A 26699-nucleotide genomic window follows, 5' to 3' on the forward strand; every position below is an offset into this window, starting at 1 on the left:
CTTCAAGCGTTCTTGGAAGGACCGAATCTTGGCCGCCTCGCGCTCTGCGTTGAAGAACACCAATGTCGTCTCATCCACCGGCCGAATCTCCTTCGCGAAGATTCATGAGCCGCTCGAGGTCCCAAACCTCCTGGATTTGCAGATTGACGCCTATAACTGGCTGATCGGAAACGACGCCTGGCAGAGGAGGGTCGCGGACCAGTTGGCCGCCGGCCGCACCGACGTCAACACCCGGTCCGGACTGGAGGAGATGTTCGCCGAGATCTCGCCCATCGAGGACTTCAACGAGACGATGTCGCTCTCGTTCCGCGACCACCGCTTCGAGTCCCCGAAGTGGACCATCGAGGAGTGCAAGGACCGCGACGTCACCTACGCCGCTCCCCTCTTCGTCACCGCTGAGTTCGTCAACAACGACACCGGCGAGATCAAGAGCCAGACCGTCTTCATCGGGGACTTCCCGCTGATGACGGACCGCGGCACCTTCATCATCAACGGCACCGAGCGCGTCGTGGTCTCCCAGCTCGTCCGCTCGCCGGGCGTCTACTTCGAGCAGACCCCCGACAAGACGTCCGACAAGGACATCTTCTCCTGCAAGGTCATCCCGTCGCGTGGTGCCTGGCTCGAGTTCGAGATCGACAAGCGCGACATGGTGTTCGTGCGCCTGGACCGCAAGCGCAAGCAGAACGTCACCGTGCTGCTCAAGGCCCTCGGCTGGTCCGAGGACAAGATCCTCGAGGAGTTCGGCGAGTACGAGTCCATGCGGCTGACGCTGGAGAAGGACTCGGTCAAGACCCAGGACGAGGCGCTCCTGGACATCTACCGCAAGCTGCGCCCGGGCGAACCGCCGGCGCGTGACGCGGCTCAGGCGCTGTTGGACAACTACTACTTCAACCCCAAGCGCTACGACACCGCCAAGGTCGGCCGGTACAAGATCAACAAGAAGCTGGGCCTCGATCTGCCGTACGACCAGCAGGTCCTGACCCTCGACGACATCGTCGGCGCCATCCGCTACATCGTGGCCCTGCACGAGCACCGCGAGACGCTCGGAGACCTCCAGGTGGAGGCCGACGACATCGACCACTTCGGCAACCGCCGCCTCCGCACCGTGGGCGAGCTGATCCAGAACCAGCTGCGCACCGGCCTCGGCCGCATGGAGCGGGTCGTCCGGGACCGGATGACCACCCAGGACATCGAGGCCATCACGCCCCAGACCCTGATCAACATCCGCCCGGTGACCGCTGCGCTCAAGGAGTTCTTCGGCACCTCGCAGCTGTCGCAGTTCATGGACCAGAACAACCCGCTGGCCGGCCTCACGCACAAGCGCCGGCTCTCGGCGCTGGGCCCCGGCGGACTCTCCCGTGACCGCGCCGGCATGGAGGTCCGTGACGTCCACCCGTCACACTACGGCCGCATGTGCCCCATCGAGACCCCTGAAGGCCCCAACATCGGCCTCATCGGCTCGCTGGCCTCGTTCGCCCGGGTCAACGCCTTCGGCTTCATCGAGACCCCGTACCGCAAGGTCGTCGACGGCATGGTCACCGACCAGATCGACTACCTCACCGCCGATGAGGAGGACCGCTACTCGATCGCGCAGGCCAACGCCCATGTCGATCAGTCCGGCCGCCTGACGGAGGAGAGCGTCCTCGTGCGCATCAAGCACGGCGACGTGGACCAGATCCACGCCTCCGATGTGGAGTACATGGACGTGTCCCCGCGGCAGATGGTCTCCATCGCCACGGCGCTCATCCCGTTCCTCGAGCACGACGATGCGTCCCGCGCACTCATGGGTGCCAACATGCAGCGCCAGGCCGTGCCGCTGATCCGCAACGAGGCCCCCATCGTCGGCACCGGCATGGAGTACCGTGCCGCGGTGGACGTCGGTGACGTGACGCTTGCGAAGAAGCCGGGTGTGGTCAGCTCCGTGTCTGCGGATCTCCTCGAGATCACCAACGACGACGGCACCTACCAGTCCTACAAGCTGGACAAGTTCGTGCGCTCCAACGCCGGCACCTGCATCAACCAGCGCCCGCTGGTGAAGCCGGGGGACCGTGTCGAGGTGGGCACCCCGCTGGCAGACGGCCCCTGCACGGATCAGGGCGAGCTGGCACTGGGGAAGAACCTCCTCGTGGCGTTCATGCCGTGGGAGGGCCTCAACTACGAGGACGCCATCATCCTGTCCCAGCGCATCGTCCAGGACGATGTGCTGACCTCGATCCACATCGAGGAGCACGAGGTGGACGCCCGCGACACCAAGCTGGGCGCGGAGGAGATCACCCGCGAGATCCCCAACGTCTCGGACGAGATGCTGGCGGACCTCGACGAGCGGGGCATCGTGCGCATCGGCGCCGAGGTCTCGGCCGGAGACGTCCTGGTGGGCAAGGTCACACCGAAGGGTGAGACCGAGCTGACGCCGGAAGAGCGCCTGCTGCGCGCCATCTTCGGCGAGAAGGCCCGCGAGGTGCGCGACACGTCCCTCAAGGTTCCCCACGGCGAGTCCGGCACCGTCATCGCGGTGCGCGTGTTCAACCGTGAGGACGACGACGAGCTCCCCCCCGGCGTCAACGAGCTGGTGCGCGTCCACGTGGCGCAGAAGAGGAAGATCTCCGACGGCGACAAGCTCGCCGGACGCCACGGTAACAAGGGCGTCATCTCGAAGATCCTCCCCATCGAGGACATGCCGTTCATGGAGGACGGCACCCCGGTCGACATCGTGCTCAACCCCCTCGGCGTGCCCTCCCGGATGAACATCGGGCAGGTGCTTGAGAACCACCTCGGGTGGATCGCCAAGACCGGCTGGGACGTCACGGACGTCCAGGAGGAATGGGCGGAGCGTCTGCGCGACGTCGGCCTCGGCCGCATGGAGGGCAACGCGAAGGTGGCCACCCCCGTCTTCGACGGCGCCAACGAATCGGAGATCGGCGGGTTGCTGGCCAACTCGCTGACCACCCGTGACGGCGAACGCCTCGTGGACTCCGGCGGCAAGGCGCGCCTGTTCGACGGCCGCTCCGGCGAGCCCTACCCGGAGAAGGTGGGCGTGGGCTACATGTACATGCTCAAGCTCCACCACCTCGTCGACGACAAGATCCACGCCCGCTCCACCGGCCCGTACTCGATGATCACGCAGCAGCCGCTGGGCGGTAAGGCCCAGTTCGGCGGACAGCGATTCGGCGAGATGGAGGTGTGGGCCCTCGAGGCCTACGGCGCCGCCTGGGCACTCCAGGAGCTGCTGACCATCAAGTCCGACGACGTCCCCGGCCGCGTGAAGGTCTACGAGGCCATCGTCAAGGGCGAGAACATCCCGGAGCCGGGTATCCCGGAGTCGTTCAAGGTTCTGGTCAAGGAGATGAAGTCGCTCTGCCTGAACGTGGAGGTCCTCTCGGACGACGGTCGGGTCATCGACCTGCGCGATTCCGAGGATGATCTCCGCTCGGCGGAGGATTTCGGCATCGATCTCGGTCGCCGTCCCGGAAGCGACAACTTCATGGACGTCGGTGAAGTCTGAGTGTTGCGCTCAGTCACCCCTCGGGCCTGACACGGTCCGAATCAACACCTCAGACTCACATCGAAACAGCGCCTACGCGTCACGCGTAGGGGAAAGAGAAGCAACGTGCTGGACGTGAACTTCTATGACGAGCTGCGGATCGGTCTCGCGAGCGCCGACCAAATCCGCGAATGGTCGCACGGCGAGGTCAAGAAGCCGGAGACCATCAACTACCGCACGCTGAAGCCTGAGCGCGACGGCCTCTTCTGCGAGAAGATCTTCGGTCCCACCCGGGACTGGGAGTGCTACTGCGGCAAGTACAAGCGGGTGCGGTTCAAGGGCATCATCTGCGAGCGCTGTGGCGTCGAGGTGACACGCTCCAACGTGCGCCGCGACCGGATGGGGCACGTCGAGCTGGCCGCCCCCGTCACGCACATCTGGTACTTCAAGGGTGTCCCCAGCAGGCTCGGCTACCTGCTGGACATCGCCCCGAAGGACCTGGAGAAGGTCATCTACTTCGCGGCGCACATGATCACCGCCGTCGACGAGGAGGCCCGTCACCGGGACCTCGCGTCTCTGCAGGCAAAGGTGGAGGTGGAGACCAAGCAGGTCGCCACCCGCCGCGACGCCGACATCGAGGCGCGCATGCGCAAGCTGGAGGAGGACCTCGCCCAGCTCGAGTCCGAGGGCGCTAAGGCGGACATCAAGCGCAAGGTCCGCGAAGCGGCCGAGCGCGAGGCCGGTCAGATCCGCACCCGCTCGCAGCGTCAGCTGGACCGCATCGACGAGGTGTGGCAGCGCTTCAAGACCCTCAAGGTCCAGGACCTCGAGGGCGACGAGATGCTCTACCGCGAGATGAAGAAGCGCTTCAGCAAGTACTTCGAGGGATCGATGGGCGCCGAGGCCATCCAGAAGCGCCTCCAGTCCTTCGACCTCCAGGCCGAGTCCGTGTCGCTGCGCGAGACCATCGCCACCGGCAAGGGCCAGCGCAAGACCCGGGCGCTCAAGCGCCTCAAGGTCGTCGCGGCGTTCCTGTCCGGCCAGAACCACCCGTCGGCCATGGTGCTCGACGTGGTCCCGGTGATCCCCCCGGACCTGCGCCCGATGGTGCAGCTCGACGGCGGCCGCTTCGCCACCTCCGATCTCAACGACCTCTACCGTCGCGTGATCAACCGCAACAACCGGCTCAAGCGCCTCCTGGATCTCGGCGCGCCCGAGATCATCGTCAACAACGAGAAGCGCATGCTGCAGGAGGCCGTGGACTCCCTGTTCGACAACGGCCGTCGCGGCCGTCCAGTCACGGGGCCGGGCAACCGCCCGCTGAAGTCGATCTCCGACATGCTCAAGGGCAAGCAGGGCCGGTTCCGCCAGAACCTGCTCGGCAAGCGCGTGGACTACTCGGGCCGTTCCGTGATCGTGGTGGGCCCGCAGCTGAAGCTGCACCAGTGCGGTCTGCCCAAGGCCATGGCGTTGGAGCTGTTCAAGCCCTTCGTCATGAAGCGCCTGGATGATCTCAACCACGCCCAGAACATCAAGGCCGCCAAGCGGATGGTGGAGCGCCAGCGCCCCGTCGTGTGGGACGTGCTGGAAGAGGTCATCGCCGAACACCCGGTGCTGCTGAACCGCGCACCGACGCTGCACCGCCTCGGCATCCAGGCCTTCGAGCCCCAGCTGATCGAGGGCAAGGCCATCCAGATCCACCCGTTGGTGTGCACCGCGTTCAACGCGGACTTCGACGGCGACCAGATGGCCGTGCACCTCCCGTTGTCGGTGGAGGCCCAGGCCGAAGCCCGCATCCTGATGCTCTCGACCAACAACATCCTGAAGCCGGCCGACGGCCGACCCGTGACCATGCCCACGCAGGACATGATCATCGGCCACTACTTCCTGACGCTGGTGCGTCCGGGGGCGGGCGAGGGTCGGACATTCTCGTCCCTGGCCGAGGCCATCATGGCGTTCGACCGTGGCTACCTGTCCATCGGCTCGAACATCAGGATCCGTCTCACCGGGGTCGTCGTCGAGGGCTCGACGCCCCGCGCCGACGGCTCCCTCATCGTGGAGACCACGCTGGGCCGGGCCCTCTTCAACGAGGCGCTCCCGGACGACTTCGCCTTCGTGAACGAAGTGGTGGGCAAGAAGGTCCTCGGCGGCATCGTCAACGAGCTGGCCGAGCGCTACCCGAAGGTGGTCGTGGCCGCCGCGCTGGACAACCTCAAGGACCTGGGCTTCCAGTGGGCCACGCGCTCCGGGGTGACGGTGTCCATCGGGGACGTCCAGACCCCGCCGCAGAAGGCTCAGATCCTGGAGGGGTACGAGACCCGCGCGGCCAAGATCGACAAGCTCTACGAGCGCGGTACCGTGACCGAGGATGAGCGCCGTCAGGAGCTCATCGCGATCTGGACCGACGCCACGGCCGAGCTGACCGAGGCGATGAAGGCGAACTTCACCAAGGACAACCCCATCTTCATGATGGTGGACTCCGGGGCCCGCGGAAACATGACGCAGATGCGTCAGATCGCCGCCATGCGAGGTCTGGTGGCCAACCCGAAGGGTGACATCATCGCCCGCCCGATCAAGTCCAACTTCCGTGAGGGCCTGTCGGTTCTCGAGTACTTCATCTCCACCCACGGTGGACGTAAGGGTCAGGCCGACACCGCCCTGCGGACCGCGGACTCGGGCTACCTGACCCGTCGTCTGGTGGACGTGTCGCAGGATGTCATCGTCCGCGAGGAGGACTGCGGCACCGAGCGTGGCCTCATCCGGCCGATCGCGAAGTGGACCAAGCCGGGCGTCGGGGAGAACGGCAGGCCGGTGGCAATCGCCGCGGAGCCGTTCGCCGAGGGCGCCACGGTGGAGATGTCGAACGAGGTGGAGACGGCCGTCTATGCCCGTTCCCTCGCGGTCGACGCGCTCGACGCGAAGGGGGAGGTGCTGGTCAAGGCCGGCACCGACCTGGGCGACGAGGAGATCCACACCCTGGTGCAGGCAGGCGTGACCGAGGTCAAGGTCCGCTCCGTCCTCACGTGTGAGTCCGCGGTGGGCACGTGCGCCATGTGCTACGGCCGTTCGCTGGCATCGGGCAAGATCGTCGACGTCGGCGAGGCCATCGGCATCGTCGCGGCGCAGTCCATCGGCGAGCCCGGCACCCAGCTGACGATGCGTACCTTCCACACCGGTGGTGTGGCTGGAGACGACATCACGCAGGGTCTGCCGCGCGTCACCGAGCTGTTCGAGGCCCGTCAGCCCAAGGGCAAGGCCCCGATCACCGAGGCCGACGGCGTCGTGCGGATCGAGGACGGGGACCGGAGCCGCAAGATCGTCATCGTGCGCGACGACGGCGGCGAGGATCTCGAGTACCCGGTGGCGCGACGCGCACGCCTGGAGTTCGAGGACCACTCCGGCCACCGGACCCACATCGAGGACGGCGTGCATGTGACCATCGGTCAGCAGCTGACCGCCGGCCAGGTGGATCCCCAGGACGTGCTCCGCGTGCGTGGGCTGCGCAAGGTGCAGGAGCACCTCGTGCAGGAGGTCCAGCGCGTGTACCGCACGCAGGGCGCCCCCATCCACGACAAGCACATCGAGATCATCATCAGGCAGATGTTGCGCCGGGTCACGGTCATCGACTCGGGCGAGACGTCGATGATGCCGGGCGAGCTCGTGGACCGCGCGTCCTACGAGGCGGCCAACCGTCAGGCACTGACCGAGGGCGCAAAGCCGGCGGAAGGTCGTCCGGTGTTGATGGGCATCACCAAGGCCTCCCTGGCCACCGAGTCCTGGCTGTCGGCGGCCTCCTTCCAGGAGACGACCAAGGTCCTCACGGACGCGGCGATCCAGGGCAAGAGCGACACGCTCAAGGGCCTCAAGGAGAACGTCATCCTCGGCAAGCTGATCCCGGCCGGCACCGGCCTGGAGCGGTACCGCAACATCCGGGTGGAGCCCACCGAGGAGGCGCGAGCCAGCGCCTTCACGATGAGCTACGATCCCTACGATTACTCGTTCGGCTCTGACGTGGTCGGCCCCGCCGTCCCGCTCGACGAGATGGACTTCGGCGAGCTTCGCTGACGTCGGCCCATGTGCGGAGGGTCCTGGACTGAAAAGTCCGGGGCCCTCCGCCGCGTTTTTGACCATAGTGGGGCGCTGGAGTAACCTAAGTGGGCGTGCTCGGTTGCTCGGGCCCATATGTGCGTGCCCTGGCATGATCCTGGCGTTCTTATTCGTTGCGAAGAGACCAGACCTGTGCGGAGTTCGCACGGCAACTCGATGTGTCGTGAGGTTGGAAACGGTGACCCGGCCCCACGTCGAAGGGTTGCGCCAGGGATGACAAACGTCCACCCAGACAACGAAAGTGATACCAACAGGTGCCAACTATTCAGCAGCTGGTCCGCAAGGGCCGCACCGACAAAGTCTCGAAGAACAAGACGCCCGCGTTGAAGGGCTCGCCCCAGCGTCGCGGCGTGTGCACCCGCGTGTACACCACGACCCCGAAGAAGCCGAACTCCGCGCTGCGCAAGGTCGCTCGTGTGCGCCTGAGCTCCGGCATCGAAGTCACCGCCTACATTCCGGGCGTCGGCCACAACCTGCAGGAGCATTCGATGGTGCTCGTCCGCGGCGGTCGCGTGAAGGACCTCCCCGGTGTGCGCTACAAGATCATCCGCGGCTCGCTCGACACCCAGGGTGTCAAGGGTCGCAAGCAGGCCCGTAGCCGCTACGGCGCGAAGAAGGAGAAGTAATGCCACGCAAGGGTCCCGCCCCGAAGCGCCCGGTCCCCATCGACCCGGTGTACGGCTCCCCGCTCGTCTCTCAGCTGGTGAGCAAGATTCTGCTCGACGGCAAGAAGACCATCGCGCAGTCGATCGTCTACGACGCCCTCGAGGGCACCCGTGTCAAGACGGGCACGGATCCGGTGCAGACGCTCAAGCGCGCACTGGACAACGTCCGGCCCTCCATCGAGGTGAAGTCCCGTCGTGTCGGCGGCGCCACCTACCAGGTGCCGATCGAGGTCAAGCCCGGCCGCCAGAACACGCTGGCGATGCGCTGGCTGGTCAGCTTCTCCCGCGCCCGTCGCGAGAAGACGATGACCGAGCGCCTCATGAACGAGATCCTCGACGCCTCCAACGGTCTCGGTGCTTCGGTGAAGCGTCGCGAGGACACGCACAAGATGGCCGAGGCCAACCGCGCCTTCGCGCACTACCGCTGGTGATCGGTCGCCCCCGGGTTTCAACCCCGGGGGCCTTCACCGTCTACTACCCAGAGACATAAGGACTGCACAGTGACCGACCTTTCCAAGGTTCGCAACATCGGCATCATGGCGCACATCGACGCCGGCAAGACCACCACCACCGAGCGCATCTTGTTCTACACCGGCAAGACCTACAAGATCGGTGAGGTTCACGAGGGCGCCGCCGTGATGGACTGGATGGAGCAGGAGCAGGAGCGCGGCATCACGATCACGTCGGCCGCCACGACCTGTTTCTGGAAGGACCACCTGATCAACATCATCGACACGCCCGGGCACGTCGACTTCACCGTCGAGGTGGAGCGTTCGCTCCGCGTGCTCGACGGCGCTGTCGCGGTGTTCGACGGCGTGGCCGGCGTTGAGCCGCAGTCGATGACGGTGTGGCGTCAGGCCACCAAGTACGGTGTGCCGCGCATCTGCTACATCAACAAGCTGGACCGCACGGGCGCGTCGTTCGACCACTGCGTCCGGACCATCCGTGAGCGCCTCAACACCGATCCGGTGCTGCTGCAGCTCCCGATCGGCTCCGAGGGCGGATTCCTGGGTGTGGTGGACCTCGTCGAGATGCGTGCGCTCACCTGGCACGGCGAGACCACGATCGGTGAGGACTACACCGTCGAGGAGATCCCCGCGGACCTCAAGGAGGCCGCTGAGGCCGCCCACGCCGTGCTGATCGAGCGCATCGCGGACGTCGATGACGACATCATGGAGCTCTACATGGAGGGCGAGGAGCCCACGGTCGCGCAGATCAAGGCGGCCGTCCGCAAGGGCGTCATCTCCAACACGTTCACCGCTGTGGTGTGTGGCTCGTCGTTCAAGAACAAGGGCGTCCAGCCCCTGCTCGACGCCGTCAACGCCTACCTGCCGTCACCGCTCGACGTGCCCGCCATCGAGGGCTTCAAGCCCAACGACGAGTCGGTCCGCATGGAGCGTCACCCCGCCGACGACGAGCCGCTGTCGATCCTGGCCTTCAAGGTGGCCGCTGATCCGCACCTCGGGCGACTGACGTTCGTGCGCATCTATTCCGGTGTCCTCCACTCCGGTTCCCAGGTGCTCAACGCCACCAAGGGCCGCAAGGAGCGCATCGGCAAGATCTACCAGATGCACGCCAACAAGCGCGAGGAGATCCCCCAGATCGGCGCCGGCATGATCTGCGCGGTGATGGGCCTCAAGGACACCACCACGGGAGAGACCCTCTGCGACCCGGGGAACCCGATCGTGCTGGAGTCGATGACATTCCCCAACCCCGTCATCGAGCAGGCCATCGAGCCGAAGACCAAGTCGGACCAGGAGAAGCTGTCGCACGCGATCCAGCGCCTGGCCGAGGAGGATCCCACCTTCCGGGTGCACACGGACGAGGAGACCGGCCAGACCATCATCGCCGGCATGGGCGAGCTGCACCTCGATGTGCTGATCGACCGCATGCGCCGTGAGTTCAAGGTCGAGGCCAACATCGGCAAGCCGCAGGTGGCCTACCGCGAGACGCTTCGTCGCAAGGTGCAGAAGATCGAGTACACCCACAAGAAGCAGACCGGTGGGTCGGGTCAGTTCGCCCGGGTCATCATCGACTTGGAGCCGACGGAGCCGGGCTCGGGCTACGAGTTCGTCAACGCCGTCACCGGCGGACGCATCCCCAGGGAGTACATCCCCGCGGTGGACGCCGGCGTCAAGGATGCCCTGCAGTTCGGCGTCCTGGCCGGCTACCCGGTGGACAACATCAAGGTGACCCTCACCGACGGCGCCTACCACGATGTCGACTCCTCGGAGCTCGCCTTCAAGCTGGCCGGCTCGATGGCGTTCAAGGAAGCGGCCCGCAAGGCGGACCCGGCAATCCTGGAGCCCATCATGGCGGTCGAGGTCACCACGCCGGAGGACTACCTGGGCACGGTCATCGGCGACATCAACTCGCGCCGTGGCCACATCCAGGCCATGGAGGAGCTGCACGGCAACCGTGTGGTGCGGGCCCTCGTGCCGCTGTCGGAGATGTTCGGCTACGTGGGTGACCTGCGGTCGAAGACCTCGGGCCAGGCGTCGTACTCGATGGAGTTCGACTCCTACGCCGAGACGCCGAAGTTCATCTCCGAGGAGATCGTGGCGAAGTCTCGCGGAGGCGAGTGAGCTGCTGCGACGCACTGCGTCGCCACTGACGACGGATGGCCGGGGGAGACCCCGGCCATCCGCCGTCTCCGGGAGGGGTTCACCCTCGCCCGGTTTGACTGAGAACTAGGCTCCTATAGGATTGGTCAGGTATGCGTTTGGGCGCTAAGCTCAGATGCTGACCTCTCTAGAGGAACCATAAGCGACGCCCCGCAACCAGCGAGGCGAGATCCCAAGAAGGAGCCCTCGTGGCAAAGGCCAAGTTTGAGCGGACTAAGCCGCACTGCAACATCGGCACAATCGGACACGTCGACCACGGCAAGACCACTCTGACCGCGGCGATCACGAAGGTGCTCCACGAAAAGTACCCGCAGTGGAATGCTGTGTCGGCGTTCGATCAGATCGACAAGGCGCCCGAAGAGCGCCAGCGCGGTATCACCATCTCCATCGCGCACGTCGAGTACCAGACCGAGAAGCGTCACTACGCGCACGTCGACTGCCCCGGGCACGCCGACTACGTCAAGAACATGATCACCGGCGCCGCCCAGATGGACGGTGCGATCCTCGTCGTCGCCGCCACCGACGGCCCGATGGCTCAGACCCACGAGCACATCCTCCTGGCCCGCCAGGTCGGTGTCCCGGCCATCGTCGTCGCCCTCAACAAGTGCGACATGATCGATGACGCGGACGCTGACCTGATCGAACTGGTCGAGATGGAGCTCCGTGAGATCCTGACGGCTCAGGAGTTCGACGGCGACAACCTCCCGATCGTCCGCGTGGCCGCCTTCCCGGCGCTGAACGGCGACCCGAAGTGGTCCGAGAGCATCCTCGAGCTCATGGACGCCGTCGACGGGCACATCCCGCAGCCGGCTCGCGACACCGAGAAGCCCTTCCTGATGCCCGTTGAGGACGTCTTCACGATCACCGGTCGTGGCACCGTCATCACCGGCCGCATCGAGCGCGGCATCGTCAAGACGGGCGAGACGGTCGACATCATCGGCATCCGTGAGACCAAGCAGTCCTCCACGGTCACCGGTGTGGAGATGTTCCGCAAGATCCTGGACGAGGGTCGCGCGGGCGAGAACGTCGGCCTTCTGCTTCGCGGCACCAAGAAGGAAGACGTGGAGCGAGGCATGGTTGTCATCAAGCCCGGTTCCACCACGCCCCACACGGACTTCGAGGCCAACGTCTACGTGCTGGCGAAGGAGGAGGGTGGCCGTCACAAGCCGTTCTTCTCGAACTACTCCCCCCAGTTCTACTTCCGTACCACGGACGTGACCGGGGTCGTCCAGCTGCCTGCCGGCACCGAGATGGTCATGCCTGGTGACAACACCGAGATGACCGTGCACCTCAACAAGCCGATCGCCATGGAGGAGAACCTCAAGTTCGCCATCCGTGAGGGCGGCCGCACCGTGGGTGCAGGCAACGTCACCAAGATCATCAAGTGATCTAGTCTCCACGCCTGGCGAGGGCCGTGCAGCTTCGGCTGCACGGCCCTCGTCGCGTTCCCGGGCAAGGGAGGCTCAGCCCCGCTTCTGGATGGCCGCCCATTCATCCCGCAGGCCCACCGTGCGGTGGAACAGCATCGGCTCGTCCAGGTCTGCGGCGAAGTAGCCCAGGCGCTCGAACTGGACCACCTCACCGGGCCGCGCGTCGAGCAGTGCCGCCTCCACCTTGGCCCCGCCGAGCACCTCGCGTGAGTCCGGGTTGAGGTCGTCGAGAGCCTCACCCGTCGCGTCGCCGGGGGCCTCGGCCGAGAACAGCCGGCCGTACAGCGCCACGGTGGCCGACACCGCGTGCGGAGCCGACACCCAGTGCATCGTGGACTTGACCTTCCGGCCGTCCGGGGAGTTGCCGCCCTTCGAGGCCGGGTCGTAGGTGGCGAGCACCTCGACCACGTTGCCCTGTTCGTCCTTGACGACGTCGGTGGCGGTCACGAAGTAGGCGCCCCGAAGGCGCACCTCACGGCCGGGGGAGAGCCGGAAGTACTTGGGCGGGGGCACCTCCTGGAAGTCCTCCTGCTCGATCCAGAGATCGCCGCTGAACGCGACGCTGCGGGTGCCGTCCTCCGCTCGCTCCGGGTTGTTCGCCAGCTCGAAGTGCTCAACCACGGGCAGGCCCGCGTCGTCGACCGGCCAGTTGGTGATGCGCAGCTTGAGCGGGCGGATGACCGCCATCCGGCGCTGGGCCGTGGAGTTGAGTTCGCGCCGGACATAGCTTTCGAGGGCCTCGATGGACTGTCGAGAGTTGGTGCGGGTGGTGCCCACCTCTCGGCAGAAGGTGCGGATCGCGGTGGGCGGGTAGCCCCGGCGGCGCAGGCCCCGCAGGGTGGGCATCCGGGCGTCGTCCCACCCGTCGACGACGCCGTCCATGACCAGCTTCGCCAGCCGCCGTTTGGAGGTGACGGTGTGGGTGAGCTCGAGGCGGGCGAACTCGTATTGTCGCGGGGGCTCCTCGACGCCCAGCTGGGTCAGGAACCAGTCGTACAGGGGGCGGTGTGATTCGAACTCGAGAGTGCAGATGGAGTGGGTGACGCCCTCGATGGCGTCGGACTGGCCGTGCGCCCAGTCATAGGTGGGATAGATCGCCCAGTCGTCGCCCGTGCGGTGGTGCGTCACGCGCCGGATCCGGTACATGATGGGGTCGCGCAGCTGCATGTTCTCGTGGGCCATGTCGATCTTGGCGCGCAGCACCCTCGAACCATCCGAATACTCACCGGCGCGCATGCGCCGGAACAGGTCCAGGTTCGCCTCGGGGGAGCGGTCGCGGAAGGGCGAATTCACCCCTGGCTTGCCGAAGCCACCGCGGCCGGCCGAGATGGCCTCGCCGTCCTGATCATCGACGTAGGCGAGGCCTGCGCTGACCAGCCGCTCGGCCCACGAGTACAACTCCTCGAAGTAGTCGGAGGCGTAGCGCACGTCTGCAGGCTCGTAGCCGAGCCACTCGATGTCCTCGACGATCCCCTCGACGAAGCTGGTGTCCTCGGTCTCCGGGTTGGTGTCGTCGAGGCGCAGGATGCAGATGCCGCCGAAGTCCGCAGCCACCCCGAAGTCCACGACGATCGCCTTGGCGTGCCCGATGTGGAGGTATCCGTTGGGCTCGGGAGGGAATCTCGTCTGGACCCGGCCGCCGCGTTTCCCTGCCTGGACGTCCGCGTCCACGGCCTCGTAGATGAAGTTGGAGGGCATGGCGGAGGGCTCGGTCATGCGGGTAAATTAGCACGCCACCCGCGGTGGGGCCGGTCAGCCGGTGGTGGCGATGAGGTGGTTGATCCCCATGATGAACGCGATGGGGATGGCCACCATCGCGGCCACCAGCAGGGCCACGAGAACGGCGACGCCGATCCAGTACCGGACGGAGGCCTGACGCACCAGTTCCCGGTTCTCGATCGTGCGGTTCAGGAGCTTCAGGTTCATCTTGTTGGCGCGGTACGCGGCGTCGAAGAACGCGCCCACGAAGGGGACCATGCCCAGGGCCCAGTCCAGCAGTGAGTTGGTGCCCATCCGGAGCAGAACCGGCAATGGAGCCCGGAGCCGGATGGCGTCGGCCATCACCACGCTGCCGAATGCCGCTCCCACGGCGGTGCCCGCCCAAGGGATGAAGGAGAGGAACGGGTCCAGTCCGACGCGGACCTTGGTGCCGGGGATCTGCACGAGATCGTCGAGGAAGTAGCTCAGGGTGCGCGTCATCTGGGCGGGCTTCGGCGGAGGATCTGAGGCGAGGTAGCCGCGGATCCGTCCGCGTGCAGCGTCGTCGACCGCGTCCCGCGCGTGCTGGAGCGCCTTGGCTGGGGTGGGGCCCGGTTCGGTCGTCATAGCCCCAAGGATGCCCGATAGGGTGAACTCCCATGAGCGCTACACCCACCCCGGCCCGGACCCGTGTCGCCCCGTCGCCCACCGGCGACCCGCACGTCGGCACCGCTTTCATGGCTTTGTTCGACCTCGCCTGGGCTCGAAAGACCGGCGGGGCGTTCGTGCTCCGGATCGAGGATACGGATCAGGCCAGGCTGGTGGAGGGCAGCGAGCAGCAGATCTACGACTCGCTCGAGTGGCTTGGGCTGCAGGCCGATGAGGGGCCGCATCTCGGAGGCGATTTCGGCCCGTATCGTCAGTCGGAGCGGCTGGACACCTACCGCCCGTTCGTCGAGCAGCTCCTCGCTGACGGCCACGCCTACCACTGCTGGTGCTCCTCGGAGCGCCTGGCGGGCCTGCGGAAGGAGCAGGAGGCGCTCAAGCTGTCGGTGACCGGCTACGACCGGCTGTGCCTGGGGAAGACCCGGGAGGAGAGGGCGGCGCTGCCGGGCTTCTCCGAGACCCCGGTGGTGCGGATGCTGATTCCCGACGACGCGCCGCTCGAGTTCGAGGACATCGTCCGCGGGACGGTCAAGGCGCCCCGCCCGGACGACCAGGTCATCCTCAAGGCCGACGGCTTCCCGACCTACCATCTCGCGGTGGTCGTCGACGACCACCTCATGGGGATCGACACGGTGGTGCGCGGCGAGGAGTGGATCTCCTCGACGCCGAAGCACGTGCTGCTCTACGACTGGCTGGGCTGGAAGCGGCCGGCGTTCGCCCACATGCCGCTGCTGCGCAACACGGACAAGTCCAAGATCTCGAAGCGCAAGAACCCCGCCGCGCGGCTGATGTGGTTCAAGGAGCAGGGATATCTGCCCGAGGCCGTGCGCAACTTCCTCCAGCTGCTCGGCTACGCGGGAGACGAGGAGTCCGAGGTGTCCACCTTCGAGCAGTTCGTCGAGGGATTCTCCTGGTCCAAGGTCAACACAGTGGGCCCCATCTTCGATCTGAAGAAGCTGGATTGGCTCAACGGGCACTACATCCGGAGCCTGTCCGCCGAGGAGCTGGCGTCGCGGATCCTTGAGTTCGAGGCGGACTGGGCGCCCACCGGGGCCGAGGCCGCCCTGCTGCGCAGCGCCGTGCCGCTCATTCAGGAGCGCCTGGTGCTGCTGAAGGATGCGCGGCCCCAGCTGGACTATCTCTTCGCCGTCGACGAGGCGCTGGTGATCGACGACGACGCCCTGGCCGGCCTCGCTGAGAACGCGGCTGAGGTGCTGGACGCGGCCATCGCCGTGGCGGAGTCCGTGCCGTTCTCGACCGACGCCATCCAGGCGGGGTTGCGGGAGCGGATCGTCGAGGGGATGGGCATCAAGCCCAAGTTCGCCTTCGCCCCCATCCGCGTGGCGATCTCGGGCCGGAAGGTCTCACCGCCGCTGTTCGAGTCGATGGAGCTGTTGGGCAGGGAGTCCTCGCTCGCCCGCCTCCGAGCTCTGCGCGCCTCCCTCTGACGGGCATCGTCTGGCACGGCGTGACTTGAGCCGAGGGCGCTCAACTTGGACTTGACTCACGTGTTGAGCGAGGTACACTCAACTTGAAACCAAGTCCGGCACCCGATGAATTCAGAAAGGAACGCACAATGCCTGGCTTCGACCCCTTCCGCGACATCGACCGCCTTCTCGGCGACGTCACCCGCACCCCGGCGTCAGTCGCGATGCCCATGGATCTCTACCGCACCGGCGACGAGTTCGTCGCGCACATCGACCTGCCCGGTGTGGACCCCGCCAGCATCGACATCGACATGGACGGCGCCACCGTCACCGTCCGCGCCGAGCGCACCTCGCCCGCCCAGGACGAGGGCGCCCAGTGGCTGACCCGTGAGCGCGCCGTCGGCACCTTCGCCCGCCAGCTGACGCTCGGCCGCGGGCTCGCGGTGGACAAGATCAGCGCCTCGTACTCCGACGGCGTCCTGACCCTCACCATCCCCGTCGCCGAGACCGCCAAGCCCCGCAAGATCGAGGTACAGCACTCCGCGAAGATGAATCAGATCGAGGGCAGCGTCGAGACCGACGCGGCACAGCCTGAATCCTGACCGCGGACAACGACGGCGGGGCGCTCCACCCAGGGGCGCCCCGCCGTCGTGCGTGCCGGGTCAGCCGCGACCGTGACGGGTGGTCCACCCGGACAGGTCGGGTCCCTTGGGCACGATGCTGAGCGGGTTGAGGTCCGTGTGCACAACGTAGTAGTGCCGCTTGATCTGCTCGAAGTCCACGTTGGTGCCGAAGCCCGGCGTCTGGAAGAGGTCGCGGGCGTACCCCCACAGGTTCGGCAGCTCCGAGAGCTTGGAGCGGTTGCACTTGAAGTGGCCGTGGTAGACGGGATCGAAGCGCACCAGCGTCGTGAACAGGCGCACGTCGGCCTCGGTGATCGAGTCCCCCATCAGGTAGCGCCTGTCCGCCAGCCGTTCCTCCAGCCAGTCCATCGCCGTCCACAGCCGGTCGTAGGCCGCGTCGTAGGCCTCCTGGGACCCGGCGAAGCCACACCGGTAGACGCCGTTGTTGACCTCCGTGAAGACGCGCTGCATCACCTCATCCATCTCGCCCCGCAGGCCCTCGGGCCAGAGGTCCGGCGCATCGGGCTTGTGGAAGGACCGCCACTCGAAGAACAGGTCCTCGGTGATCTGGGGGAAGTTGTTGGTCACCACCATCCCGGTGGGCACGTCGACGATGGCGGGGACCGTGATGCCACGGGGGTAGCCGGGGAAGCGCCTCTCGTAGGCGTCCTTCAGGCGGGGGATCCCGAGCACAGGGTCCACCTCACCGGGATCGAGGTCGAAGGTCCAGGAGTCGGAGTCGTGCGTGGGGCCTGGGGTGCCCAGCGAGATCACGTCCTGCAGGCCCAGGAGCTCGCGGACGATGATGGCGCGGTTGGCCCACGGGCACGCGTAGGCCGCGACCAGCCTGTAGCGCCCAGGCTCGACGGGGTAGTCGTCGGTGCCCGGACGCGGATCGGCGACGATGCGGGTCTCGATGTAGCGGGAGTCGCGGGTGAACTCGCGTCCCTTGACGGAGTAGACGCCGCCTGCTGAGTGTTCAGTGTGCTCGGTCATGGCCCCAGGCTAGCCGCCGGTTCGGAGCCGCCAGGAACGGTCAGCCGCGCAGCCAGGCCCGGATGGTGCTGACCCGCTGGTCCACCTCCGCCTGCGAGGCCTGCGCCAGCGGCGGCCCGCCGCACTCTCGACGGAGGTCCGCGTGCACGTGGCTGTGCGGAACGCCCTTGTGCCGCGCGAACTGCGCCACCAGCGAGTTCAGCTCCTTGCGCTTCGAGGCGATCGCCCGGTGCAGAGCCACCTCGGGCTCGGCCTTCCGGTCGTCGCGTTCACGCCGCCGGAGCTGCCGACGCTGCCGGTCGGCGAGGAGGGCGCTGACCTGGCTTGGCTCGAGCAGGCCGGGCAGGCCGAGGTAGTCGTGCTCGTCGGCCGAGGTGGGCTCGGCATGCATGCCGAAGGCCTGCGAGTCGAACAGGACGTGATCGAAGGTCGCGGAGGATTCCAGCGCCTCGAACTGGCCGAGCAGGTCGTCGGCGGTCGTCTCGCTGCGATTGGCCTGCTCGATCAGCGCCTCCGTCTCGGCCCAGATGTCGACGTCGTCGCCCTTGGGCTTACCGAGGACGTGATCGCGCTGCCGCTCGAGGGTCGCGGCGTGGGCGAGCAGCACCGGGACCGTGGGGAGGAAGACGGTGGCCACCTCGCCCCGTCGTCGGCTGCGCACGAACCGGCCGACGGCCTGCGTGAAGAACAGCGGCGTGGAGGTTGCGGTGGCGTAGACCCCGACGGCCAGGCGGGGCACGTCGACGCCCTCCGAGACCATTCGCACGGCCACCATCCACCGCTCGTCGGACGAGGCGAACGTCTCGATGCGGGTCGTGGCCTTGGCGTCGTCGGAGAGCACGACGCAGGGCTTGCTGCCCGTGAGGTCGTGTAGGAGCCGGGCGTAGGCGCGCGCGGTGGTCTGGTTGGTGGCGATGACGAGGCCCCCGGCGTCGGGGACGTGGCGGCGGACCTCGCTGAGTCGCCTGTCCGCCGCGCGCAGCACCGCCGGGATCCATTCGCCGGTGGGCGACAGGGCGGTGCGCCAGGCGTGGGCGGTGAGGTCCTTGGTCATCGGGACGCCCAGGTCGGCGCCCAGCTCGTCGCCGGACTTCGTGCGCCACCGCATCTGCCCGCCGTAGTTCATGAACATCACCGGCCGCACGACGTGGTCGGCCAGGGCCTCGGTGTAGCCGTAGGTGTAGTCGGCGCGCGACTGCTGCACGCCGGGGGCGATGTCGTCATAGGCGACGAACGGGATGGGGTGGTCGTCCGAACGGAAGGGGGTGCCCGTCAGCGCGACCCGGCGGGTGGCGTGGGTGAACGCGTAGGAGATCGACTCGCCCCAGCTCTTGGAATCGCCCGCGTGGTGGATCTCGTCGAAGATGACCAGGGTCTCCTTCGAATGGCACAGCGCCTCGTAGACGTAGGAGCGGGCCGCGACCCCCGCGTACGTGACGGCCGACCCGTGGTACTCCTTCGCACGGCCCCGCCGCGACGACCCACCCAGCCCCGGGTCCAGCTGGATCCCGACCCTGGCGGCGGCGTCCGCCCACTGCACCTTGAGGTGCTCGGTGGGGGTCACCACGACGATGCGGCGCACCGTCCGCGACGACAGCAGGGTCAGCGCGACCCTCAGCGCGAACGTGGTCTTGCCTGCTCCGGGGGTGGCCACGCAGAGAAAGTCGCGGGGCTGGTCCCGCGCGTACTGCTCAAGCGCCGCGGCCTGCCAGGCCCGCAGCGACGACGCGGTACCCCACGCCGCCCGTTGCGGGAATGCGGGGGACAGGTGGTCCAGGGCGGAGGAAGACATACGGTCGGTGACTCTAGCCGCCGGGTGCGCCGTGACCCAAGCCCCGACACGCCGGGCAGGGCGTTCAGCCGGCTTTTCCCGCGCGGAGGGATTCGTAGGCGGCGAGCGCGCGGGCTCGGCCGTCGGCGAGCGAGATGACGGGCTCGGGTCGATCGGCGAGGTCGACGTGCCAGGACAGTGGGGCGGCCGCGGCGAAGTCCCGGGCGCCGTCGGCCTCCGGGGCGAGCCAGTGCGAGCGGTAGGCGGCTCGTGGGTCGAACTTGGTGGCCTGCGTGTCGGGGTTGAAGATCCGGAAGTAGGGAGACGCGTCGGGCCCGCAGCCCGCCACCCACTGCCAGTTCATCGCGTTGGAGGCGGCGTCCCAGTCGGTGAGCGTCCGCTCGAACCAGCCCAGCCCCACGCGCCAGTCGACGAGAAGGTGCTTGGTCAGGTAGCTGGCGGCGATCATCCGCACCCGGTTGTGCATCCGGCCGGTCGCCCACAGCTCCCGCATCCCCGCGTCGACCATGGCCACCCCGGTGCGGCCGCGGCGCCACAGCTCGGCCGCCTCCCCGTCGCCGTCCCACGGGAAGGACTCCCACTCCGGGCGCCAGCAGCGCTCGCCGAGGGTGGGGGACTCGTGGAACAGGTCGCGGGCGAACTCGCGCCAGGCCAGCTCGGAGAGGAAGCCCTCCACGCCGGGTCGTCCCTCGTGCCAGGCCGGGAGACACCGGTGCCAGATGGTGCGCGCGCTGATCTCGCCGACGGCCAGCGCATCGGACAGGCCTGAGGTGGCCGGGCGCCACGGGTCGTCGCGGTGCGCCTGGTAGTCCTCGACGGCCGCGTCCAGGAAGTCCTCCAGGCGCTGCACGGCGGCCGCCTCCCCGGCGTCGACGTGGCCGGCCACCACGTCCCAGCCGCGGCGCATCGCCGCCCGGGCCTCGGGCCAGTCCAGCGGGTCCGACCACGGCCAGGAGTCGGGCGGCCGGAGCTCCGGTGGCGCCACGGGTTGACGGATGTCCAGCTGCTTGAGCGCCTTGAAGAAGGGCGAGTACACGCGGAACGTGCCGCCCGAGCCGGTCCTCACGGAGCCGCGCGGCACCAGGTCCGCCAAGGGATGGAGGCTCAGCCGCGCGCCGGCCCGGGTGACCGCGTCGTCGAGGCCGTCGTCGGCGGCGAAGGGAAAGCCGACGGTGGTGTGGACCGATGCCGCATCAGTGTCGCGGATGACCGAGGCCAACACGTCCGTGGGGCGCCCCCGCCGCACCGTGAGCCTGCTGCCGTGGCGCCGGAGCTCGGCGTCCAGCGCGGGCAGGCTCAAGGCCTGTCGTTCGGCGGAGGCGGGGTGCGCGGCCGCCTCGTCGGGATCGAGGATGACGAGCGGCACGACGCTGCCCTCGGCGGCGGCGGCCACGAGGGCCGGATGGTCCTCGACGCGAAGTACTCGCCTGAACCAGCAGATGGTGGTCATCGGGTATCGAAGCTCCTTGATCGCCGCGGCCGGGGCGCGCGAGGGACGTGGGGCGAGTGTAGTGGCGGGGGTCAGGAGAAGCGCAGGAGCTGGCCGAGGTCCTTGACTCCCAGCTCCTGGGCCAGGGCCAGGTACAGCTCCGCGCAGGCCAGGGCGTCGACCACGGCATCGTGGCCGCGGTAGTGCGGCAGCCCGGCGCGTGAGCGGAGCTTCCAGAGCCTCAGCGCGTCGCGGGGGTGGTCCTCGTCGAAGCCCAGTGCCCGATGCCCGAGCGCCATCGTGTCCACGGCGGGCAGCTCGATGCTCACGCCGTAGAGGAGGCGCACCGCGGCGGCCAGGAACCCCACCTCGATCGCGGCATGGTGGGCCAGCAGCACCCTGCCGGTGAGGCGTTCGAACACGCGGTCCAGCGCCTCGGCGCTGGGGATGGCGTCGGCGAGCTCGTCGTCGGTGATCTGGTGGATGACGGCGGACTGGCCCACCTCGTGACCGGGGTTGACGTAGAAGTTGGTGGCGGTGCCGAGCGGGATACTCAGCCCCGTCACGTCGATCATCCCGACCGAGAGAATGTGGTCGGCGGCCGGGGTCAAGCCGGTGGTCTCGAAGTCGACGGCGAGCAGGGCCAGCTCGGAGATCGGGGTGCTTCGTGGCACAGGCTCGGCGCTGAGGTAGCGGCGCAGCGCGCCGTCGGGCACCTTGTCCGCGGCCCCCGCGTTGGTGCGGCGGAACGGCCACCTCATGAGATGAAGTGCGTCTGGAACGTCACGGTGAGCGCAGATCGGGCCTTGCCGACGATCGAGAAGGCGTCGCGCAGGTGGCGGCGCTCGAAGTCCGACAGGTCCCCGGGATCGATGTGGCTGTCAGGCTCCTTGCCGGCGGCCACCTGCCTCCCCTGGTGCTGGAGGCGCGTGTAGCCGAGGAACTCGTAGGCGTCGAGCAGGTTGTCCACCTCGGCGCCGTGCTCGGCCGCGGCCAGCAGCCGCCCCCGGGTGGAGACCTGCGGCAGCCCTTTGTGCAGCGCGTGGATGCGGGCCACGTCGACGATGGGGTTGATGCCGCCCAGCTTGATGTCGAGACGGTCGCGGTGCTGGCCCTTCTTCTCGACGACGAGGCCGCGGAGGAACCCGATCGGCACCTCGGCGTCGTTGGCGTGCTTGGCCAGGTGGCCGAGGAACCGCGTCGAGGACGGCGCGGTCCGCAGGATGCGCTGCTGGAGGGCCGTGTACAGCGTGTGGTCGCCGTGGACGGGGCGCATGTCGAAGAAGATCGAGGAGTTGAGGACGGCCTCCGACGTGGGGGCCGCGAGCCAGGAGACGAATTCGCGGCTCCACGCCGCCAGCGGTTTGCGCCACTGCGGGTTGGTGGCCATGGCATCGCCCTTGCAGCGGGGAAAGCCGCACTCGACGAGGGCGGAGGTCACCGATTCGGCCAGCTGCTCGAAGTAGGGCGCGTGGCCGGGCTCGTAGTCGTCGCTGAGGATCAGGGCGTGGTCCTGGTCCGAGGCGAGCGCCTGTTCCCCGCGGGCCAGCGAGCCCAGCGCCACCCAGCAGTAGGGCACCGGGGGGGCGCCGAGCTGCTCCTCGGCCAGCTCCAGCAGCCGTTGCCACAGCGCCTCCGTGGTCCGGCTCACGATCCGGGTGATGTCCTCGGCGGTGGCGTCCTGGCGCAGGAGGCGACCCACCAGCTTCGGTACCCTCCCCATGACGCGCGCCAGCGAGGCAGGGTCCGACTGCCGCGCCAGGTCCCCGACCACGTAGAGCGGGCTCGAGCGCTCCAACCGCATCAGATCGCCTGAGGTGACCATGCCGAGGACCCGGTCGCCATCCATCACCGGGAGGTGGTGGATCTTGTGCTCCACGAGGTTCAGCAGGACGTCCAGGGCGAGGGCGTCGTGGCTGATCGTGTGCGGCGCGGTGGACATGGACTCCGCCAGCGGCGACGAGGGTGCCACGGCCCGCGCGACCACCCGGCGCAGGTCCCGGTCGGTGAGGATGCCCACCAGGGCGTCAGCTTCAGTGACGAGGATGGCCGAGACGCGCGCCTCGTCCATCGCCTGGGCGGCCTCGCCGACGGTCGCGTCCGCCTGGATGGTGATGGGGGAGCGGGTGATCATCTCGGAGACGGGAACCTGCAGGACGGGGCCGCCCTCGGGGACCTGGCGGGTGGCATCGCTCAACCGCGACTCGGTGAAGTAACGCCGCACCTCCGGCACCGCGAGCAGCTCCCGGACCGCGTCCGGGGCGAACGACCACAGCAACGTGTCCTCGAGCGCGGTGAACGTGAAGCGGGACGGCCGCTCCTCGATGATGGACAGCTGCCCGAAGCAGGCGCCCTGCTCGTCGTGGTCGATGAGGTCGCCCCCGGCGTCGACGATCTCCACGGCCCCCGAGCGGACCAGGAACATCGCGGTGGGGGCGGAGCCGGCGGCGAGGATCACCGTGCCCCTGCGGACGTAGCGCCCGACGGCGCGCTTCGCGAAGGCGGAGATGCGGCCGGGAGGGAGCAGGGACCACGGCTCGCGGGCGGCCAGGAATTGGGTGATGTCGGCAAGCTCGGACACGGCGGATCCCCTTCGATCGTCGTTGCGCGCAGCCTACCCGTCGCCCCTGCGCCGGGCACGACTCGCCGTCTGAGTGGGGTCTCGGGTACCGGGAGGGCGCCGGGGTAGGGATGCGACGGCGTGTCGTGCACGGGGAGGGGGCGCTGGATAGGGTGAGGGGGAGTCTGGACGAGCCATGGAGGGCAGAGCAGTGTCGGAGATCGAGTCGTTCGCGCCGGGGTCGGGGCGACGGGTGCAGCCGAGGTCGCGGGTGGCCTCGGACGCCGCCGAGATCGACCTGAGCGGCACGTGGCGCTTCCGGTACTCCGCCCGGCCCGACCTGGCGCCCGACGGTGCCGCCGCCGTCGACCTCGACGACTCCGGCTGGGACCAGATCGACGTGCCGAGCCATTGGGTCCTTCAGGGTCGCGGCGACTGGGGCAGACCTGCCTACACCAACGTCAACTTCCCCTTCCCCGTGGAGCCCCCGCACGTCCCCGACGACAACCCCACCGGCGATTACCGCGTCGAGTTCGACCTGCCCGACGGCTTCGGGGACCGGGTGTTCCTGCGCTTCGACGGCGTGGAGTCCCTTGCCATCGCGTCCCTCAACGGCTCCCTGGTGGGCGTGGTGCGGGGGAGCCGGCTGGCCCAGGAGCTCGACGTCACCGACGAGGCCAGGCCCGGGCGCAACGTGCTCCGCGTGCGCGTCCACCAGTGGTCGGCGGCCAGCTACGTGGAGGACCAGGACCAATGGTGGCTGCCCGGCATCTTCCGGCCGGTGACCGTCCTTGCCCGCCCCGCTGCCGGGATCGACGACCTCTGGCTGCGCGCGGACTTCGATCCCGAGACCGGCGAGGGCACCCTGATGCCCGAGGTGCGCGCCGACGCCGCGGCGTTCCCGGTCACGATCAGTCTCGACGAGCTCGGCCTGGCCCACACCTTCGAGGCCCCAGGAGACGTTGCGCCGATCCCGGTGGGCGTCGTCGACCCGTGGAGCGCGGACCGGCCCCGCCTCTACGACGCCCGGGTGAGCAACGCCGCGGAGACGCGAACCCTGCGAGTGGGGTTCCGGCGCATCGAGATCGTGGGCCACGAGTGGCTCGTCAACGGCCGCAAGCTGCGTATCCGCGGCGTGAACCGGCACGAGTACGACCCCGACCACGGCCGGGTCTTCGATCGCGACCGGGTGCGCGCCCAGCTTCACCTGATGAAGCGCCACAACATCAACGCCGTGCGTACCTCGCACTACCCGCCCCACCCGGAGTTCTTCGAGCTGACCGACGAGGTGGGGCTGTGGGTGATCGACGAGTGCGACCTCGAGACCCACGGCTTCGAGCGCGGCGGGTGGGTGGACAACCCCACGGACGATCCCCGCTGGCGCGAGGCGCTCGTGGACCGCGTGATCCGGATGTTCGAACGCGACAAGAACCACCCGTCGATCGTCGCGTGGTCGCTCGGCAACGAGGCCGGCACCGGGGCCAACGCCGCCGCGATGGCCGCGTGGCTGCACCGCCGTGACCCCGACCGCCCCGTGCACTACGAGCCCGACTTCGAGGGCCGCTACACCGACATGGTCTCGCGCATGTACGCCACGGTGGAGGAGATGGAGGACCTGTCCGCCGGCACCGGCCGCAACCTCCGTGGCTCCGCGGGGCGCAGCGCCGTGCTCGCGGGCCGCCCCATGATCCTGTGCGAGTACCTGCACGCCATGGGCAACGGCGCCGGGGCGGTGGCCGAGTACGAGGAGCGCTTCGACGCGCTGCCCCAATGGCACGGCGGCTTCGTGTGGGAGTGGCGCGACCACGGGCTGCGCACCACCACACCCGACGGCGTGGAGTACTTCGGCTACGGCGGCGACTTCGGCGAGCAGCTCCACGACGGCTCCTTCGTCTGCGACGGCATGGTGCTCTCCGACGGGACCCCCACCACGATGCTGGCCGAGTACGCCGCGGTGGTGACCCCCGTGAAGCTCACCGTCACAGACGAGGAGCTCGGGGTGGAGAACCGACGCCACGACGGCGACACCAGCGATCTGCGCATCGTGTGGCGCGACGAGCTGGACGGCCTCGAGATCGCCTCGGGCGAGGTGGAGATCCGGCCGGTGGCCCCAGGGGAGCTGGTCTGCGTCGAGCTGCCGCCGTTCCACGCCCCCGAGGCCGGGGAGCTGTGGCGCACCGTCGAGGCCGTGATGGCCGACGGCGGGCCATGGGCGCCGGCCGGCCACGTGGTCAGCCGGGTCCAGTCACTCCTCGCCGAGGCGCCGCCCGCCCCGCGACACCCGGTGACCGGCGAGACGCCCACGCCCTCCGGCGGCGTCTACAACCTCGGCCCCGCCGCCTTCGACGCGCGCACCGGAGACCTCCTGGAACTCGCCGGCCGCGATGTCCGCGGCCCGCGGCTGGAGCTGTGGCGGGCCCCACTGAGAACGACTCGCTCGCGGGATTCAACTCCTACGTGGACGTGGAGGCCACCGCCTCGCGTGGCGTCGGCGCGCCCGCGCCGTCGTCGCTTGAGCAGTGGCGAGACGCAGGGTTGGACCGCCTGCACCGTCGGGTGATGTCGGTCACCCCTGGTCCCGGCCGCCTCACGGTCCTGCACCGCTACGCCCCCGCCGCCACCAGGCAGGCGGTCACCGTCGAGCTGATCTGGTCTCTCGACGGCGACGACCTCCGGCTTGATGCCTCAGCTGAGCCGACGAAGGACTGGGAGGGCACGTGGCCGCGGATCGGCCTCCACTTCGAGCTTCCCCTCGGGCTCACCCGCGCGGCCTGGTTCGGCACCGGCCCGCACGAAAACTATGTGGACTCCTCGACCGCCGCCCACGTGGGGGGATTCCGGTCGATGATCGAGGATCTGGTGGTGAACTACGCCGTCCCCCAGGAGAGCGGGCATCGGATGGAGCTGCGCGAGCTGAGCCTCCCCGAGCTGGGCCTCGCCCTCCACGCCGAGCGTGCCGGCGGGGAACTGCCCGGCTTCTCCCTGCGCGCCCACGACGCCCACCAGGTGGCGGCGGCCCGCCATCCGCACGAACTGGGGGAGCCCACCGCCATGCACCTCTACATCGACGCCCAGCAGCACGGGCTGGGCTCCCGATCCTGCGGGCCCGATGTGCGGCCGGAGTACATGCTTCGCCCCCGCGCAGCCGCGTGGTCCCTGAGGTGGGCGGCCGAGTAGCGCGCTATGTGGGGCCGGCCCCCG

General features: G+C 68.4%; 17 protein-coding genes. 10 read left to right on the forward strand and 7 right to left on the reverse strand.

Annotated features, from left to right (window positions below; translation table 11 throughout):
• The first annotated feature begins 28 nt into the window (after positions 1 to 28).
• The 6 genes from rpoB to tuf all read left to right on the forward strand — a co-directional run bounded on the left by rpoB (position 29) and on the right by tuf (position 12265).
• On the forward strand, positions 29 to 3502 hold the full coding sequence (gene rpoB, locus H5399_RS07360; protein WP_182782356.1) for a DNA-directed RNA polymerase subunit beta: 3474 nt from the start codon (positions 29 to 31) through the stop codon (positions 3500 to 3502).
• Between the two features lie 105 nt (positions 3503 to 3607).
• Positions 3608 to 7546 (forward strand): DNA-directed RNA polymerase subunit beta', encoded by a 3939-nt coding sequence (gene rpoC / locus H5399_RS07365; RefSeq protein WP_182782357.1) that lies wholly within the window; start codon positions 3608 to 3610, stop codon positions 7544 to 7546.
• Between the two features lie 296 nt (positions 7547 to 7842).
• Positions 7843 to 8214 (forward strand): 30S ribosomal protein S12, encoded by a 372-nt coding sequence (gene rpsL / locus H5399_RS07370; protein ID WP_077340453.1) that lies wholly within the window; start codon positions 7843 to 7845, stop codon positions 8212 to 8214.
• Positions 8214 to 8684, forward strand: coding sequence for a 30S ribosomal protein S7 (gene rpsG / locus H5399_RS07375; protein ID WP_182782358.1), 471 nt, complete (start codon positions 8214 to 8216; stop codon positions 8682 to 8684). Before rpsL ends, rpsG begins: the two co-directional genes overlap by 1 nt.
• A gap of 69 nt (positions 8685 to 8753) precedes the next feature.
• A complete protein-coding gene (fusA, locus tag H5399_RS07380) occupies positions 8754 to 10838 on the forward strand; it encodes an elongation factor G (RefSeq protein ID WP_370585707.1) in 2085 nt (694 codons plus the stop codon).
• 227 nt (positions 10839 to 11065) lie between these two features.
• The gene (gene tuf / locus H5399_RS07385; RefSeq protein ID WP_182782359.1) at positions 11066 to 12265 is read left to right on the forward strand and encodes an elongation factor Tu; all 1200 of its coding nucleotides are present in this window, start codon (positions 11066 to 11068) and stop codon (positions 12263 to 12265) included.
• Positions 12266 to 12340: 75 nt separating this feature from the next.
• On the opposite strand, the gene H5399_RS07390 is transcribed toward tuf, so the two are convergent.
• Both H5399_RS07390 and H5399_RS07395 read right to left on the reverse strand, forming a co-directional pair.
• Entirely contained in the window at positions 12341 to 14023 is a 1683-nt protein-coding gene (locus H5399_RS07390; RefSeq protein WP_182782360.1) for a glutamine--tRNA ligase/YqeY domain fusion protein, read from the reverse strand.
• A 36-nt stretch (positions 14024 to 14059) separates the two neighbouring features.
• Positions 14060 to 14632, reverse strand: a complete 573-nt coding sequence (locus H5399_RS07395) for a DUF4112 domain-containing protein (RefSeq protein ID WP_182782361.1) — start codon at positions 14630 to 14632, stop codon at positions 14060 to 14062.
• A gap of 32 nt (positions 14633 to 14664) precedes the next feature.
• Here H5399_RS07395 and gltX point away from each other — a divergent pair, with 32 nt between their 5' ends.
• Together gltX and H5399_RS07405 are read left to right on the forward strand one after the other, a co-directional pair.
• Positions 14665 to 16119, forward strand: coding sequence for a glutamate--tRNA ligase (gene gltX, locus H5399_RS07400; protein ID WP_182782362.1), 1455 nt, complete (start codon positions 14665 to 14667; stop codon positions 16117 to 16119).
• Positions 16120 to 16247: 128 nt separating this feature from the next.
• Positions 16248 to 16700, forward strand: coding sequence for an Hsp20/alpha crystallin family protein (locus tag H5399_RS07405; protein ID WP_182782363.1), 453 nt, complete (start codon positions 16248 to 16250; stop codon positions 16698 to 16700).
• A 60-nt stretch (positions 16701 to 16760) separates the two neighbouring features.
• On the opposite strand, the gene H5399_RS07410 is transcribed toward H5399_RS07405, so the two are convergent.
• From H5399_RS07410 to H5399_RS07430, 5 genes are all read right to left on the reverse strand, one after another.
• Positions 16761 to 17717 carry a glutathione S-transferase family protein gene (locus tag H5399_RS07410; RefSeq protein WP_182782364.1) on the reverse strand — a complete coding sequence of 319 codons (957 nt, stop codon included), beginning with the start codon at positions 17715 to 17717 and terminating at the stop codon, positions 16761 to 16763.
• 40 nt (positions 17718 to 17757) lie between these two features.
• Complete coding sequence (locus tag H5399_RS07415; RefSeq protein ID WP_182782365.1) at positions 17758 to 19509, reverse strand: DEAD/DEAH box helicase; 1752 nt, start codon at positions 19507 to 19509, stop codon at positions 17758 to 17760.
• A gap of 64 nt (positions 19510 to 19573) precedes the next feature.
• On the reverse strand, positions 19574 to 20959 hold the full coding sequence (locus tag H5399_RS07420) for a deoxyribodipyrimidine photo-lyase (protein WP_182782366.1): 1386 nt from the start codon (positions 20957 to 20959) through the stop codon (positions 19574 to 19576).
• A gap of 71 nt (positions 20960 to 21030) precedes the next feature.
• Positions 21031 to 21699 (reverse strand): exonuclease domain-containing protein, encoded by a 669-nt coding sequence (locus H5399_RS07425; protein WP_182782367.1) that lies wholly within the window; start codon positions 21697 to 21699, stop codon positions 21031 to 21033.
• Complete coding sequence (locus H5399_RS07430) at positions 21696 to 23519, reverse strand: DUF294 nucleotidyltransferase-like domain-containing protein (protein WP_182782368.1); 1824 nt, start codon at positions 23517 to 23519, stop codon at positions 21696 to 21698. Before H5399_RS07430 ends, H5399_RS07425 begins: the two co-directional genes overlap by 4 nt.
• 175 nt (positions 23520 to 23694) lie before the next feature.
• Here H5399_RS07430 and H5399_RS07435 point away from each other — a divergent pair, with 175 nt between their 5' ends.
• Positions 23695 to 26058, forward strand: a complete 2364-nt coding sequence (locus H5399_RS07435; protein ID WP_220490878.1) for a glycoside hydrolase family 2 TIM barrel-domain containing protein — start codon at positions 23695 to 23697, stop codon at positions 26056 to 26058.
• The gene (locus H5399_RS17565; RefSeq protein ID WP_220490879.1) at positions 25962 to 26675 is read left to right on the forward strand and encodes a hypothetical protein; all 714 of its coding nucleotides are present in this window, start codon (positions 25962 to 25964) and stop codon (positions 26673 to 26675) included. The genes H5399_RS07435 and H5399_RS17565 overlap by 97 nt, the downstream gene beginning before the upstream one ends.
• Positions 26676 to 26699 lie beyond the last annotated feature (24 nt).

Origin of the sequence: Tessaracoccus sp. MC1627 (assembly GCF_014164725.1) — a bacterium.
Classification (GTDB): Bacteria; Actinomycetota; Actinomycetes; order Propionibacteriales; family Propionibacteriaceae; genus Arachnia.